Origin of the sequence: Aerococcus sp. Group 2 (genome assembly GCF_905125285.1) — a bacterium.
Lineage (GTDB): Bacteria > Bacillota > Bacilli > Lactobacillales > Aerococcaceae > Aerococcus > Aerococcus urinae_E.
The window spans coordinates 144,961-159,783 of record NZ_CAJHPA010000003.1 but is presented as its reverse complement, the minus strand read 5'-3'; the positions used below and the strand labels follow the sequence as shown (position 1 = coordinate 159,783).

The 14,823-nt window shown below is 40.6% G+C and carries 16 protein-coding genes; all 16 read right to left on the bottom strand.

Going from position 1 to position 14,823, the window contains the following annotated elements:
* Window positions 1–248: 248 nt before the first annotated feature.
* Entirely contained in the window at window positions 249–875 is a 627-nt protein-coding gene (locus tag JFU01_RS05340; protein WP_195856121.1) for a class II aldolase/adducin family protein, read from the bottom strand.
* Between the two features lie 4 nt (window positions 876–879).
* Complete coding sequence (locus tag JFU01_RS05335; RefSeq protein WP_195856120.1) at window positions 880–1,827, bottom strand: 1-phosphofructokinase family hexose kinase; 948 nt, start codon at window positions 1,825–1,827, stop codon at window positions 880–882.
* A 13-nt stretch (window positions 1,828–1,840) separates the two neighbouring features.
* Window positions 1,841–2,590, bottom strand: coding sequence for a DeoR/GlpR family DNA-binding transcription regulator (locus JFU01_RS05330; protein WP_195856119.1), 750 nt, complete (start codon window positions 2,588–2,590; stop codon window positions 1,841–1,843).
* A 125-nt stretch (window positions 2,591–2,715) separates the two neighbouring features.
* Complete coding sequence (gene rpiA / locus JFU01_RS05325) at window positions 2,716–3,411, bottom strand: ribose-5-phosphate isomerase RpiA (RefSeq protein ID WP_195856118.1); 696 nt, start codon at window positions 3,409–3,411, stop codon at window positions 2,716–2,718.
* Between the two features lie 72 nt (window positions 3,412–3,483).
* Window positions 3,484–4,200: an HAD family hydrolase gene (locus JFU01_RS05320; protein ID WP_195856117.1), complete on the bottom strand. Its 717-nt coding sequence runs from the start codon at window positions 4,198–4,200 to the stop codon at window positions 3,484–3,486.
* Between the two features lie 218 nt (window positions 4,201–4,418).
* On the bottom strand, window positions 4,419–5,342 hold the full coding sequence (locus JFU01_RS05315) for a ribokinase (protein ID WP_195856116.1): 924 nt from the start codon (window positions 5,340–5,342) through the stop codon (window positions 4,419–4,421).
* A gap of 2 nt (window positions 5,343–5,344) precedes the next feature.
* The gene (locus tag JFU01_RS05310; protein ID WP_195856115.1) at window positions 5,345–6,730 is read right to left on the bottom strand and encodes a PTS transporter subunit IIC; all 1,386 of its coding nucleotides are present in this window, start codon (window positions 6,728–6,730) and stop codon (window positions 5,345–5,347) included.
* Window positions 6,731–6,890: 160 nt separating this feature from the next.
* Window positions 6,891–7,547 (bottom strand): ribulose-phosphate 3-epimerase, encoded by a 657-nt coding sequence (rpe, locus tag JFU01_RS05305; RefSeq protein ID WP_195856114.1) that lies wholly within the window; start codon window positions 7,545–7,547, stop codon window positions 6,891–6,893.
* 225 nt (window positions 7,548–7,772) lie between these two features.
* Complete coding sequence (locus tag JFU01_RS05300; protein ID WP_195856113.1) at window positions 7,773–9,128, bottom strand: flavocytochrome c; 1,356 nt, start codon at window positions 9,126–9,128, stop codon at window positions 7,773–7,775.
* Window positions 9,129–9,242: 114 nt separating this feature from the next.
* On the bottom strand, window positions 9,243–9,605 hold the full coding sequence (locus JFU01_RS05295) for a MerR family transcriptional regulator (protein ID WP_060779097.1): 363 nt from the start codon (window positions 9,603–9,605) through the stop codon (window positions 9,243–9,245).
* Between the two features lie 127 nt (window positions 9,606–9,732).
* A complete protein-coding gene (locus tag JFU01_RS05290; protein WP_195856112.1) occupies window positions 9,733–10,929 on the bottom strand; it encodes a MalY/PatB family protein in 1,197 nt (398 codons plus the stop codon).
* 184 nt (window positions 10,930–11,113) lie between these two features.
* The gene (locus JFU01_RS05285) at window positions 11,114–11,383 is read right to left on the bottom strand and encodes a hypothetical protein (RefSeq protein ID WP_195856111.1); all 270 of its coding nucleotides are present in this window, start codon (window positions 11,381–11,383) and stop codon (window positions 11,114–11,116) included.
* A gap of 34 nt (window positions 11,384–11,417) precedes the next feature.
* Window positions 11,418–11,609, bottom strand: coding sequence for a hypothetical protein (locus JFU01_RS05280; RefSeq protein ID WP_195856110.1), 192 nt, complete (start codon window positions 11,607–11,609; stop codon window positions 11,418–11,420).
* Between the two features lie 105 nt (window positions 11,610–11,714).
* Window positions 11,715–13,862, bottom strand: coding sequence for a copper-translocating P-type ATPase (locus JFU01_RS05275; RefSeq protein ID WP_230086943.1), 2,148 nt, complete (start codon window positions 13,860–13,862; stop codon window positions 11,715–11,717).
* Window positions 13,863–14,106: 244 nt separating this feature from the next.
* The gene (locus JFU01_RS05270) at window positions 14,107–14,364 is read right to left on the bottom strand and encodes a type II toxin-antitoxin system RelB/DinJ family antitoxin (protein ID WP_195856108.1); all 258 of its coding nucleotides are present in this window, start codon (window positions 14,362–14,364) and stop codon (window positions 14,107–14,109) included.
* A 41-nt stretch (window positions 14,365–14,405) separates the two neighbouring features.
* On the bottom strand, window positions 14,406–14,630 hold the full coding sequence (relB, locus tag JFU01_RS05265) for a type II toxin-antitoxin system RelB family antitoxin (protein WP_195856107.1): 225 nt from the start codon (window positions 14,628–14,630) through the stop codon (window positions 14,406–14,408).
* Window positions 14,631–14,823: the final 193 nt, after the last annotated feature.

Here is a 14,823-nt window from a genome sequence, read left to right as displayed (position 1 = left end):
ATAGTGCTATATTTTTAATCGCTAAGTTAATAAAAACCGAAATAAGTTCAGTTTTTATTAACTTATAAATTATAAAAATTCCTTCTTACTACGATTGCCAATTTGGCTGTTTGTGCATGCTTAGTTGTTATTGCAAATTGAGATAAAATGTTCAACGTATAAGATTATTTATTATTTCTATAAAATTCAAGACAATGACTTTTTTCAATTTAATATTTTCTTAAAAATTCGAAGTTCAGGTTATCATCTTATTTTACGTTAGTGTCTCGGATCCCTTCGACACCTAATTTCTCAAAAATGGTTTTCACGATAGCAACGTAAGCATTATATTCCAAGCGATCCACATTATCGTAAGTATTAACTAAGGTGTCTCCTACCATTAATATGCCATGGCCAGCTAATATATAGGCTTTTGGATAACATTGATCTTCTCTAACATGCTTTCTAATTTCTGAAGCGAGTTCTTTAGAATAAGCTTTATGTGGAGGAAGACATTTTATTTCGCCTAATTTTTGGGTGCCTTCTGTGACATTTGGCATATCTAGTCCTAGAGTGGCATAAACCAAGGCTTGTTGACTATGTGCATGAATCACACAGCCAATTTCAGGATTTTCTTCATAACACGCATAATGCATATAAATCTCCCGGGTCTTTTTCCCTCGACCTTCAATAACATTTTCGTCCATATCCATCACTAAAATTTGCTCTGGATCAATATCCCACAAATATTCTTTAGAAGCTAAGGTAGGTGTTGCCAAGATATGTTCATCACTCACTTTAACAGTGATATTTCCGCCGCCAGTATTGGTATTTTTTCTCTCAAACATATTTTTAACAAATTTTGTTAGCTGTTTTCTTTCTTCATAATACATCATCTTATTAATCCAACTTTCTATATGTCACTTGCTCTAGCAATTCATCAACTTTGTCGACATTAAAGCCCGTACTTAAGTGTTCCAAAGCTTTGCTTGCCCCCACTGCTGTCGCTAAACGACCAATTCCCGACAAACTTTTCCCATTGACTATAGCTGCTACAACTCCTGCAACATAAGCATCTCCACTTCCTGTGTCATTAATTGTTTTAACTTTTGGAGGATAAAATATATAAGCGCTTTCATTTTTAAGAAAAATTGATCCTTCAGCCCCCATCGATACAGCTAAGTACTCTATGTTTTTTAATAAAGGCTGATGTTCTAAATATACTTGGTAACATTCTTCTAGACTATTAATCTTACTAGCAAGCGTTTCTCCCAACTCATGAGAATTTGGTTTAGCAAATAATAAGGGATACCTTAGCATCGTTTTTAAGAATTCTCCTGAAACATCCGCCACTAACCGCACCTTGCGCTCCACTAATACATCTAATAAATATTCAAATACTTCCATCGGCGTATCTTTACTTGGATTACCAGAAATGATAGCAATGTCATCTGCTTTAATTTCTTTTAAGTGACTATTAATAAAAGCCTGCATGATTTCCTGGCTGACAGGAAATCCATATTCAGCAGCCATTAAACTCCCTTTATTAGACTCATCAACAAGAACATAGTTATGCCGCATGGTTTGCCCTTCTACTTTGAGAAAGGATGTCTCCACTTGATATTGATTCAACAATTCTTCAAATATCTCTGAGTCTTTTTTACCTAAGATTGCTGAACATAAATTGTCATGACCTAAGAGTTTCAACCCTACAGAAACATGAGTTCCTTTCCCACCAACATCCAGACAGGAACTTTCCTGTATACGATTAGTTTTCCCACGAATCAATTCACCTTTTATATTTAAGATATGATCAATGGCTGGATTTAATGTAATCGTGTATATCATCTGCTCTCGCCTCCTAAATTTCGATCATTTTAAAGGGTAAGTCTGTTAGATTTGAAGAATTTTTCCTATCTTTTTTACCAGTAATTAAAATATCCACATCTTTTTTATCAAAAGCCTTTTGAATACCCATCTTTTCTTCTTTTTTTGAGTCAGCCAGTATAATCACTTGACCAGCTTGTTCAATAACTTTCTGTTTTACAGCCAGTGTCAATGTATTATCCTCAAAAAAGCCACGCGCTAATTGAAAGGAACTGACTCCTATAAAGGCCTTGTTTATATTCATTTTTTCAATATCTGCAATAGTTCGGGGGCCATAAAATTGTTGAGTTCGCTGGTCAAAATCGCCTCCTAATAAAAACAGGTGAACATTTTTTAGTCGAGAGCACTTCAAGGCAATGGGTAAGCTGGCTGTTATAACAGTAATGTATTTGTCAAATGGGAGATAATCAACCAAGTATAGGTGACTCGTTCCACCATCTAAAAACAAAATATCGTTATTATTAATTAGTTTTGCTGCATACTTTCCGATTTCTTTCTTCTCTTCACGATTACTAGTCATCCGGTCTGCAAAAGAATCAGGAACTGCTAATGACTTAGCTCCGCCATGTACACGAATGATCTTCCCTTGATTTTCCAAAATGTTTAAATCAGAACGTACCGTCTGCTCAGTAATATCATATTTTTTAGCAATATCATGAGTGCTAACTCTTTCTAATTGGTTAATATATTCAGTAATTTTATCTAGACGCTCTAGCTTATCCATTTTCAATTCTCTTTCGTTATATTTTCTATTTATTTTCGTTTATAATAACACAAGTCTACTTTTTAGACAAGAAAAAACCAGAGTCCAAACACTCAGACTCTGGTCTTACTTCTAGTATTTAAATTTTAAACCGATTTACGGCTGTATTCTGCCCCACTGACAAAATAAACCTGATCATTGTCAGCAATCAACACATCGTCTGCAATATCAATAAACAAACCATGCTCAACAACCCCAACCATTTTAATTAATTCTTCACTTAACGCTTGAGGATTATCAATTTTTTCCATATGTAAGTCAATAACATAATTCCCATTATCAGTAATAAATGGTTTGCCGCTATCTACTTTTCTTAAGCTTGGTTTATATCCACGATCTTCAAAAATTTTGAAAAGTTGGGCATGGCCGTTTTTAATCACTTCAACCGCTAAAGAAAATGCGCCAAGATAATCAACATGTTTTCTTTCTTCAGCCATCCAAACGACACGATCGCTATAGGTAGCAACAATTTTCTCTTCGAGATGGGCTCCACCGCCACCTTTTATCCCTTGACAGTCATCAGTAAACTCGTCAACCCCGTCAATACATAAATCGATATGATCAACGTCATCGACTGCTAATACGTCAATGCCAAAACTTTTGGCTAAGTCAGCTGAGCGTACAGAAGTCGAAACTGCCTGGATTTGGAGTCCTTCCTCCTTAACTCGTTTTCCTAACTCTTTAATAAAAATTTCCGCAGTTGAACCTGTCCCGATACCTAATATGCTATTGTTATCAACCAAGTATGCGGCACTCTTCCCAACTAATTCTTTATTATCCATTCAATATGCCTCCTTTTTTATTTATTATAACTAACTATACCTATAATTTATAGCGCTTTCACAATGGAAAAGCTACTTTTTCCCTCCTAATTTGCTATTAAGCGACTTATAAATATCATCCATATCTTTACAGATCGTTATTTTATCACTAATCTCTGCTGCATCTTTGTGGTGAACATTTAAAAACAGTCCCTGCCAGCCGGCATTGGAAGCCCCTAACATATCGGCTTCATAGTTATCACCAATATAAAGTGTAGTGGCTGGACTTAAAGCTAAACGCTTTTCCACTTTTTGAAAAATTTCTATAGCTGGTTTTGCCGTTCCCATCTGACTGGAGATGAAGGTATTTTCTTCACCAAAATAGTCTTCTAACCCCAATAAGTCAATCTTATGGGCTTGTTGGGCCGGGCCATTGGTCAAAAGAAACTGTTGCACGCCTGACTTTTGGAGAAGATCTAGGCACGCTTTAGCCCCTGGACGTAAGACGATACCTTCCTTGGCTTCTTCGTATTTTTGATTGAAGAGGATGGCGTCCTTCTTCTTAATGGTGTAACCAAATTGAGCATAAGTCATCAAGACCCGGTTATTACGATATTGGTCCACCGAAGCCCGGCCGTCTGTATAACGACGGAATTCAATATCACTATTCATTTGATAGAAATAGTTAAAAGTGTCAAAATCAATCCCAGTCTCCACCACGTTTTCTTCCATATACTGGTAAACGGCTAAATAAGGTAAATTACGGTCATATAAAGTGTCATCCAAATCCCAGCCAACTGCTTGAATCAAGGAGCTCATCCTTCCCTTTTCATAGTTTTGGAACCCTAATCACTAGCTAAGTCTACCTATATGGCAATAAAAAACAGCCGCATAGCGACTGTTACTTGGCTATTCTTTTACGTTCCTATGCTTTTTTCCACATTAGATTTTAACATAAAAGGATAAGCTAAAATTAAAAATATCATCAAATCAATCTACTAAGATTGGTAACCTTTTTAAGTCTATACTTATTTTAAAAATGAATCAAAGTTATCCAGATCAGCTAAAGTTGGTGCACTTGGAGATGCCCCTAATCGGGTGACAGAAATTGCAGCAACCTTACTTGCTAGGTCCATACTTTCCGGAATAGTTTGTTCTTCCAATAGTCCTTTACATAGGCCTGCCATGTAAATATCTCCTGCTGCTGTAGTATCTTTCACATCGACATCATATTTCTTTTGGTCATAAATATCATCTTGCCCAATATAAATAGAACCTTTTTCTCCTAATTTAACAATGACGTGCTCGATCCCCAAGTCCAGCAGTTTTTTACCGGCTTCGATGACTTCATCACGCGTTTTGATTTCATAGTGCATTAAGTCTGATAGTTCCTGTTCGTTAGGACTAATCATATAGATATCTTTAAAGTCTTCCGCGGACCATCCTTTAGCAGGTCCAGCATCAACAACGATCTTCTTATCTTTTTCCTTGCAGACCTCTAAAACGGCTTTAGCTGCCTCTTGGCTAATTTCTAAATTCATAAAGACAAGATCTGCTTCTTCAATTAGAGGTGCACAATTTTCTCTAATTTCTTTTTCTGTAATGGCTTGGTTGCCGCCAGGTGCTGCAATGATCCGGTTATTTCCGTCTTTTTCTAAGATAATATAAGCCGTTCCAGTTGCAACTTCATCAAAGATTGTCATACTGCTGATATCAATGCCTTCATTTTCTAAGTTCTTTCTTAATTCATCACCATTTTCATCATTTCCAACACAGCCATAAAAATGAGTATCTAAGCCTAAACGCTTAGTGGCAATGGCTGCATTTGATCCTTTACCTCCCAACGCTTTATGGGTACTGTTGGCAACAGTCGTTTCCCCTTGTAAGGGTGAGGCTTCAACTTCTAAAATAATATCCATATTTACAGCGCCGATTACACATAATTTCTTCATAACTAATCTACCTCCGTTTTGTTAAGAACGATCATTCTATTGCGATACCAGATAAACAAACCAATATGAATGACTAATAATAAAGCAACCACTAAAACACCTTGAATAGTAGGATTCTTAAAGGTTTCCCCAAATAAAACTGTGATTATCTTCTCTAGTGGAATAGCTTCTATTGACGTAAATAAGGATCCTTCTGCTAAGCCGTCAGGGAAGACATTTAAATTAATAGAAGTTTGCGTCATGAAGTCAGCAATTAAGGTCGAAGCCCAAAGATATAAAGGTATACAGATCGTCCCAATAATAGTCATGCGCATTACCTTCCCCTTAGTAACAAATAGTAATGAAGGAACTAAGGCGGTTAGAATGATACCACCCAAAGGTAAAGTTTTATTACCTGGTAAAAACATAGCAATAACCATTAAAATTGGGGCTAGGATATTAGCTACCGCCCAAATTTCGGGACGAACTGCAGTAATTGCCCAGTCAACCCCAATAATAAATTTACGATCACTATTTGAATTTTTCATTCTTTGAACAATACCTTCAGAGATCGGTTCCATTGCTGGACCAAACCAGCCTCCGATGACCCCGAACAACTCTAAACAAACGGCAGCTGTAAAGCTCATTGTGATAATTTTAGCGATAGGTTCTTGACCTAAAATACCTATAAATATTCCTAGATAAATACCTACAGCAAAATTAGACCCCCAAAAGCCAATTTTTTCATTTAATTGTTCTGCATTAAAATCGTATTTATCAATGGACGGAAAAACTTTTGTAATTAAGTTGTCAATAAACATAACCATAGGGTTAAAAAGAAAAGCTGGATGAGCTGTAGCGGTTACGTTCGTCTCACTATAGCCCAACAATTGATTTAATTGAGGTTTCATTAAGTCACTATTGATAAGCATCATTGCATAAATACCAATAACGAAAACTAAAGCAATAAATATATTATTGGTATAGTAAATAGTCAGCATACCAATAATAGATAGATGCCAAACGTTAAATAAATCGACATTCATTGTGTTCGTTTTTTTAAAATAAAGCATCAATAAATTTAATAATAAACAAATCAGAGCAAATACCATTGTATAAGCCGATCCCCAAGTAATAACTGCCATTTGTGCCCAGCCTAAATCAACAATATCTAGACTAGTGCCTGTTCTCTCCACAAATGCTGACAGGGAATCACCAAATTCATTAGTCAATAAAGAAATAATCGCTCCCATACCAGTTAAGGCAATTCCCATCCTAAGGCCACCTTCAACTGCCTTAGAAAATTTAACTCCCATAAATAAGGAAATAATTGTTATAAATATAAATGTAAGAGCTGCACCTCCTAATCCAATCAAGAAGTTAAAACCTTGATTCAAGATATCGACCATATCCTGTCCCTCCTTAAAATCTTTTTATATATTATAGGTAAAAATATAAATTATATTAATTTTCACCTAAGATTTTCATTCTTAATATGCATTATCATTCATATTTTAGTGATAATATTCACAATAAAAAGACGCGTAATCAATAAGCTAGAAGATCTAGCTATTTAAAACTTTTATATTTTTGAATGAGTTCTTTATAACTAGCATCTTTGCCAAACAATGCGGAAGTTCCTAAAATAAATGCATCGACACCCACTTTGCTTAAAGTTTTAATCCGTTCTTCAGAGATTGCACCATCAATAGATAATTTAAATTGATAATCCGCTTTTAAATCTACTAATTCCTGGATTTTATTATCAACAAAAGGTAGGTACTTTTGCCCTGCAAAACCAGGATTAACACTCATTACCATGACAACATCAGCTAAATACAGTAATTCTTTAACAGATTCAACCGATGTTCCTGGATTAATAGCAATCCCTGCCAATATTCCGCGATCTTTTATTTTAGCTAGCGTACGCGTAGGATGCAGGTCGGCTTCCGGGTGAATATATATGATATTAGCTCCTAGGTCAGCAAATAAATCGATATAATTCCCTGGATTCATAATCATGAGATGGGCATCCATCTTCTTATCGGTAACCGAGCGAATATATTCATAATCTTGAATTCCCATGGAAAAATTGGGTACAAATTGACCATCCATGATATCCATATGGAAAACATCGGCACCTGCCTCATCGAGTTCTTTAACCTCATCATGCAAATTACCGAATCTTGCACACATCATTGATGGGCAAATTAAAATTTCAGACATCATAAGCCTCCTAATAAACAAAAATAAGTAAATGATTAATTCTAAATAGATGGGTAAGCGAAGCTTTAGAGATAATCATTTACTCTCACAAGGAGTATAACGCTTTCATTATATTATGTCCAATTAAAATAAATTTATTATTAATTAAAAAAACTCCAAAAGCTGATTAAGAAAACAACTTTTGGAGTTTTCTATCTTGTAATTTTAATGGATATTACATCTAACTTAGGCTTTATCTTTCACCGCTTCCGCCGCCTTCTGTCCAGCTAAGCGGCCAAAGACAATAATTTCAGCGATGGAGTTTCCTCCAATCCGGTTAGACCCGTGCAAGCCACCCACGACTTCGCCACAAGCATAAAGACCAGGAATAAAGCCACTACCGTCTGCCTTGAGAACACGACCTGCCTGGTCAATGCTTAAGCCACCCATGGTGTAGTGAACTCCTGGCGCAATTTCAATGGCATAATAAGGGGCCTGGTCGAGTTCATGTAAACCAGTTGTGCGTCCGAAATCATCGTTTCCGTCAGCGATACCATGGTTATAATCCGCCACAGTTTGAGCCAGTTGGTCTGCTGGTAAGCCGATCTTTTCAGCTAATTGGTCGAAATCCTCTCCTTCAGCCACGTAACCCTTAGCGGCGTAAAACTCAATCGCCTTAGCCCGGTCACGCACCCCTTGGTCAAAAATCAAGCGAGCTTTGTGGTCAGGAAGGTCAGTGATAGCCTGGGAAACCACATCTCGAGTCCCCAGTTCATTGGTAAAACGTTGGCCTTGACCGTCAACCAAGATAGCTCCTTCACCGCGGACCGCTTCCCCGATTAATATGCCTTCCTCTTGGTGGACAGTAGGATGGACTTGGATTTGATCCATATCAACCGTGCCAGCGCCGAGCTCTTGGGCCATGAGGACCCCGTCTCCGGTAATTCCTGGGCCAGAAGTCGTCACATAACCAGCCAACTCTGGACGAGCGGCTTCAACCAATTGGGCATTGGCCCCAAAGCCACCTGCCGCAATAATGACGGCTTGGCCTTGGACTTGGTAATTTTCTCCATCAACAGTCACTTTAACGCCCTTCACTTGGCCCTGGTCAACCAAGATCTCTTGGACATCTGACTGGGTAACCACAGGAATCTGGCGTTTTTCCAGATTGGCTTTCAACCCTTTAACCAAGTAACCGCCTACCGCCGAACCATCATGGGGACGGTGGGTGCGGGCCTTGGACATGCCACCAGTAATGGTTAAGTTATCCAGGACAATGCCTAGATCAGCTAACCAATCGATGGCTTGAGCCGAATGATCAACAAAGTAATGGAGCAGGTCTTGGTGATTGGTTCCATGCCCCCCTTTGAGCGTTTCTTCAAAGAAGTCTTCCTTCTTGTCATCCACGCCAGCCGCCTTTTGGTAGCTGGTCTCACTGGCATTCATCCCGCTGGAAGCTTTGTTGGTATTACCACCGATTTTGTCAGTTTTTTCAAAAATGATGGTCTCTAGTCCCAGGTCATGGGCGGTAATAGCAGCAGTCATCCCTGCGCCCCCGGAACCGATAATAATCACATCGTATGCATCTTTTAGACTTGTCATAACTTCTTACCTTTCATTCTTTGAAAAAGTGGTTTTCACTTTACCCTATCTTTGAAAACAAAAAGCAACCCATCCCCCCATTGGACAGGCTGCTGCATAAAACCCTGGTATGTCTTAAAAGCGCGGTTTCTCTCCCGGAACATTATCAAAGCCCCCGGCGGCGAGAAACTCATTATAAAGAATACGACGGACATCATCCTCAGTTAATTGCTTACTTTCATGGGTCACGTCCTTAGGTTCATTATAAATTTTATAAATCATCTGGATACTATAGCCATCATCGAGATAATCCTTAATATCCAGTAAACGGTCCACATCATTCAAGGAATACATCCGCCGATTGGTATCGGTGCGGTGCGGGGCAATTAACTTTTGCTCCTCATAATAACGAATTTGACGCGCGGTGAGATCGGTTAACTTCATCACTGTCCCGATCGGAAAGACCGCCCGTGACCGCCGTAATTGTTTCTCTGCCATATCTAAAACCCCACTTTCTTTTTTTAACTCTTAGTAGTTTCTGTCATGAATATGTTACTTTATCTCACATAAAAAGGCAAGTCCCTTGCCCTTTTATCTTTTTATTCACTTGTCTATAAAATGCTGCTTAATTGGCACTTTGATAGTCTTTAATGGCTTGAACGAGGTTCTTGCCGGCTGCTTCAATTAAGGCAGGGTCAGTCCCGAGGTTGATGCGGATATGAGTATCATTAGTTTTGGTTGGCCAATAAGTATGGCCATAGTTTACCGCTAATTTGGCCTTATCTTGGACCACATGCTTCAAGTCCTTACTTGGCAGGTAAGCACCCAGGTCAATCCACATCAGATATGTCGCTTCCAAGTCAGCCACCTTGATTTCCGGGAGAGCCTCTGTAAGAGTGTCGCGCAAGTTTTGGTAGTTTGAGTAAATAATTTCTTTAATGGTCTCAAGCCAGTCTTCCCCGTGGCGGTAAGCCGCTTCCAGAGCCAAGTAACCTGCTGGCGAACCAGGATTATTCAAGTGCAACTTGTCATAGAAGGCTTGAATTTTAGCCCGTAAGTCAGGATCACGCACAATCATCAAGGAGTGACTGAATTGGGCCAAGTTAAAGGTCTTAGATCCCGCGGTCAGGGTAATCACTTGATCAAAGTTTTGGTCTTGAGCCACTTTATCGATGGCGATATGGTGGTGACCTTCCCAGACAAAGTCGCGGTGGATTTCATCAGAAATCAGTAAGACATCATATTGTTTACAGAGGGCGACCACTTGCTTGAGTTCTTCTTCAGTCCATACCCGGCCAGTCGGATTTTGCGGGGAACAGAAGAGCAGGGCTTTGATATCGTCTTCCTTGAAAGCTTTTTCCAAGGCCTCAAAGTCAATGGTGTAGCCGGTGTCATCGTCACCTAAGAGGTCTTGCATGACCAGGGTACGGTTGGCTTCTTCCACCACGGTGCGGAAGGGATTGTAGACCGGATTTTGGATCAAGACCTTGTCCCCTTCATTCAAGAGCGCCAAGAGGACATAGGCAATCCCGGTGCAGACTCCTGGCGTATAGAAATACCAGTCTTTTTCGGTGTCATAATCGAAATGTGTCTTAGTCCAGTCAATAATAGCCTGGTAGTATTCGGGACGGACAGGCGCATAGCCATATTGGTTTTGTTCCACATAGTAGTGGAGGACTTCTTTAATTTCCGGTGCAGTGGCAAAGTCCATGTCCGCAATCCACAAAGGAATCAGGTCACTGTCCCCAAAGCTGTTCTCTAACTGCCCCCACTTGGTGGTTTGGGTCCCTCTTCTATCTACGATTAAATCTGCTTTATTCATCAAATTCCTCCCTTTCCCAGTCTTTTCTATAAGTGTAGCATAGATTAGCGGCTGAACTGCTCGCTGACCTCTCGCCCGCCATATTAAAAGCTGATCACTAGCTATCCCTAAAAGCGATAACTGATGTAAAAAGACTTCCACTCGCTAAGCGTGGAAGCCGTCTGAATGAACTGATGACGATTTTCTAAGGACCAAAGATTAAGGTCCCCACAAACCAGAGAATGCCAAAGGAAAAGATCAGGCAGAGATTACCGAGAAAGTACCAGAAACGCTTGTGGTAGAGGGCCAAGACACCGCCGACTAGTCCTAAGGCAGGACAAATAAAGATGGTGGCATAGGCTAAGGGGCGCATGGTAGAGCCGAATAAGTCAGGCAGTAAAATAGACAGCACTAGAACCAAGATTCCCAGCCAAAAACAATACTTGTGGCCAGAATGAAGCACTTGTTTAAACATCTTATCACCTCTAGTCAAGGATTTGGATAAGTTATTATAGCCAATTATCAGGAGAAAGGGAATAATTTTTAACTTGATCTCTCACTTCACTGAGGCTATAAGCCCTCCCCTCTTCTAAACCAGCAAAGCTCTGACTAATTTCAGATTGCAATTCTTCCAGAAGAGCTTCTCGCTCCTTATCAGCACTAGTTTCAAAAGCTAGCGTATCCTTTCCTATTCTATCCATAAACTTCCCCTCCTTTTTTCTTATTATAAGACAAACAAGTATGAAATCATTTATAAAAGCAAAGAAAAAGCCAAGTCCTCCTTAGGAGGACTTGGCTTTTCTCAATTAGTCATATTTTTCAAAGTTCAAACTTTGGGCGTTGACGGCACAAATCACTGTCGAAAGCGACATGAGGATACCTGATAAGGCAGGGCCTAAGGTCAGGCCAATGGGTGCCAGTAAGCCCGCAGCCAGAGGGATGGCAAAGATGTTATAGCCAGCTCCCCAGGCCAGGTTTTGTTTGATCTTAGTGTTGGTAGCTTGGGAGAGACTCAGGCTGTTCAAGACATCCTTTAATTGACTTTCTACCAGGATAATGTCGGCGGAATCCATGGCCACATCGGTCCCGGCACCGATCGCCACTCCCACCTCAGCTTGAGCCAGGGCGGGAGCATCATTGACCCCGTCCCCCACCATCATGACCGCCTTGCCTTGGCTTTGCAGGCTTTGGATGGCCGCTGATTTTTGGTCAGGAAGCACTTGGCTAAAGACTTGGTCTAGGCCGATTTCTTGGGCCACGGCTTGGGCGACTTGGTCATTATCGCCAGTTAACATGACGGCTTCTACTCCTTGCTTATGGAGCTCTTGGATGACGGCCTTGGCTTCGGGCCGAACTTGGTCAGAAACCGCCAGAGCACCAATGACTTGGTCAGATTCGATGACAAAGACTACGGTCTTAGCTTGGCTAGTAATTTTTTCCAATTGGACTTGATCATAGTCATAACCTGCTTCACGGGTAGCTTTAGGACTGAGGATTTTGACTAGATCACCATCCACTTCTCCTTCTAAGCCAGCCCCGCTATGGTTTTGATAGTTGTTGACCGCTTGTAAGTCCAAGCCTTTTTCCTTGGCGGCTTTGACAATACCCTTAGCAATGGGGTGTTCGGATTGGGCTTCCAAAGAAGCAGCCAAGGCGAGGACTTGGTCTTCACTGGCATCGGATAGTGGGTAAACCCCGTCAACCGCAAATTCACCCTTGGTTAAGGTTCCAGTTTTATCGAAAACCACCGTGTCGACTTGGTAGGCTTGCTCGAAAGGAATCCGGTTTTGGACCAGGAGGCCTGAACGCGCTGCGAGGGAGGTCGACTTAGCGTTGACCAGAGGAATGGCTAGGCCTAAAGCATGGGGACAGGCAATCACGAAGGTGGAAACCATAAATTGAATAGCGGTCGAGGCCGTGGTCAAGTTCCACCAAATCACTAAGGCAATAATCCCGACCCCAAAGGCAATGTAGAAGAGCCAAGCCGCTACCCGGTCAGCCAAACTTTGGGCCTTGGATTTTTGGGCTTGGGCGCCTTTGACCAGGTCAAGGACTTGGTTGACGTAAGAATCATTACCAGCTTTAGCCACCCGGACTTGGAGGGCGCCGTCGCCATTAATGGTGCCGGCAATGACCTCATCGCCATCGTCTTTCGCCACAGGAACGGATTCCCCAGTAATGACTGCTTCATCCAGAGTGGAATGACCGCTAGCAATGGTGCCGTCCACAGCCACCTTTTCCCCCGGACGGACGAGGACCAGGTCATCGACTTGTAACTGGTCGATTTGCACCACTTCGATGTCCCCGTCAGCTGTGATCCGACTGGCCTCATTAGGGAGAAGATTGGCCAGGGATTCCAAATCATCATTGGCCCGCATTTGTGACTTCATTTCAATCACATGGCCCAAGAGCATGACCAGAATCAGAGTAGCCAGTTCGAAGTAATAATTCATGCTGGCCTCGAGGAAAAAGGTGGTCATGACACTATATAGATAGGAAGACATAATCCCTAAAGTGATCAAAAGCATCATGCCGGGTTGTTTGTTTTGAATTTCCATCCAGCCGTGCTCTAAGAAAGGTTTACCCCCATAGAAGAAGACGATGGTCCCTAAGATAAATTCGATCCAGCCTTGGCCGGGAAAAGTAATGGAATAATTAAAAATCATCATCAACATGGGCGATAAGACCGCAATCGGGATAGTGAGTACCAGAACTACCCAGAACCGTTCTTTCATATCGTCCATCATACCCATGTGGTGGCCACCATGGCCGGCGTCATCGTGGCAGGAAGCCGCTCCATGGCTCTCGTGATCAGTCGCTTGGCTATGGCAGCTGGTACTCTCATGTTGTGTATGTTCTACTTTTTCATGACTACCACAAAAGGCTTGTTGGCAGGTGCATGCGCCCCCTTGCCGGCAAGCATGCGAGCAAGTATCTAAACAAGCTGTTGCCATTTCGTTCATCCTTTCTTTCTTAGTTGATTCAATCGTTTTATACTTCATTTATTTGTTGACTACATTTGTAATCATCTTGCATTGCTAGTATAAAAGCCCCCGCTTAAAATTGCAAGTCTTTCTGCTTAGAATGGCGATTAAAGTAGGAAATTTGCTGACAAAAAAAACAGGCAACCTATCAAGTTACCTGTAAACCTCATCCTATTTCTTTATTTTTCCCTTTGAGCCCATCTGCCTACTCTTTTTAATCATCGGCATTCATTGCTTCCCACCAGTCATCCACACTGTCATAACTTTCAACTTTCCCAGCTTCGACTTCAGCCAAAGCCTCCTCGATTGCGTTGAGGCGTAGATCAAAAGGGATTCCTTGTTTACGGTTGATGGCCTTCAAATAAACTGTAATAGCCGAGGACATATCCATACCTATATCATCTAAAATGGACTGGACACTGTCTTTTAAGTCTTGGTCTACCCTAACATGGATACTTGCCTTTTTCGCCAAGGTCGTCACTCCTTTTTCATCATTCACCTAAAATTTCATCATTATAGTCCTAACATGCCTTTGACTTCATTATGACTGTAATAGGAAACATCGTTCGCTTCTTTATTGGCTTCATAATTTTTGACGACTTCAAGGTCAAAGTCTTCTTCAATTTTTTCTTCCAAGGATTGCTTTAAAAGCGTTGAAAGTGGCTTATTGCGGAATTTGGCATATTGGTTAAATAATTCTTCCTCATCTTTATTTAAAAGAATGCTTACTTTTGACATCAGCCTCACCTCTTTGTAAGACATCATAATACATCAAGGTGGAAAAAGCAGTCAAAAAGCAAGCAATTCAGCTAATAGCTATATCACTTAAAAAGGAATTTCTCACCATATATTGACTACTTTTTATGTTCAAGATACTATATATAGGGTTCAACTTTTGTAATCGATTACTTAAGCTTCTTTTTTCATCTTT

What these genes read in the sequence shown, in the direction of transcription:
- JFU01_RS05340 (WP_195856121.1), bottom strand. Translation starts at nt 875, where the DNA reads ATGATGTATTATGAAGAAAGAAAACAGCTAACAAAATTTGTTAAAAAT.
- JFU01_RS05335 (WP_195856120.1), bottom strand. Translation starts at nt 1,827, where the DNA reads ATGATATACACGATTACATTAAATCCAGCCATTGATCATATCTTAAAT.
- JFU01_RS05330 (WP_195856119.1), bottom strand. Translation starts at nt 2,590, where the DNA reads ATGGATAAGCTAGAGCGTCTAGATAAAATTACTGAATATATTAACCAA.
- rpiA (WP_195856118.1), bottom strand. Translation starts at nt 3,411, where the DNA reads ATGGATAATAAAGAATTAGTTGGGAAGAGTGCCGCATACTTGGTTGAT.
- JFU01_RS05315 (WP_195856116.1), bottom strand. Translation starts at nt 5,342, where the DNA reads ATGAAGAAATTATGTGTAATCGGCGCTGTAAATATGGATATTATTTTA.
- JFU01_RS05310 (WP_195856115.1), bottom strand. Translation starts at nt 6,730, where the DNA reads ATGGTCGATATCTTGAATCAAGGTTTTAACTTCTTGATTGGATTAGGA.
- rpe (WP_195856114.1), bottom strand. Translation starts at nt 7,547, where the DNA reads ATGTCTGAAATTTTAATTTGCCCATCAATGATGTGTGCAAGATTCGGT.
- JFU01_RS05300 (WP_195856113.1), bottom strand. Translation starts at nt 9,128, where the DNA reads ATGACAAGTCTAAAAGATGCATACGATGTGATTATTATCGGTTCCGGG.
- JFU01_RS05295 (WP_060779097.1), bottom strand. Translation starts at nt 9,605, where the DNA reads ATGGCAGAGAAACAATTACGGCGGTCACGGGCGGTCTTTCCGATCGGG.
- JFU01_RS05290 (WP_195856112.1), bottom strand. Translation starts at nt 10,929, where the DNA reads ATGAATAAAGCAGATTTAATCGTAGATAGAAGAGGGACCCAAACCACC.
- JFU01_RS05285 (WP_195856111.1), bottom strand. Translation starts at nt 11,383, where the DNA reads ATGTTTAAACAAGTGCTTCATTCTGGCCACAAGTATTGTTTTTGGCTG.
- JFU01_RS05280 (WP_195856110.1), bottom strand. Translation starts at nt 11,609, where the DNA reads ATGGATAGAATAGGAAAGGATACGCTAGCTTTTGAAACTAGTGCTGAT.
- JFU01_RS05275 (WP_230086943.1), bottom strand. Translation starts at nt 13,862, where the DNA reads ATGGCAACAGCTTGTTTAGATACTTGCTCGCATGCTTGCCGGCAAGGG.
- relB (WP_195856107.1), bottom strand. Translation starts at nt 14,630, where the DNA reads ATGTCAAAAGTAAGCATTCTTTTAAATAAAGATGAGGAAGAATTATTT.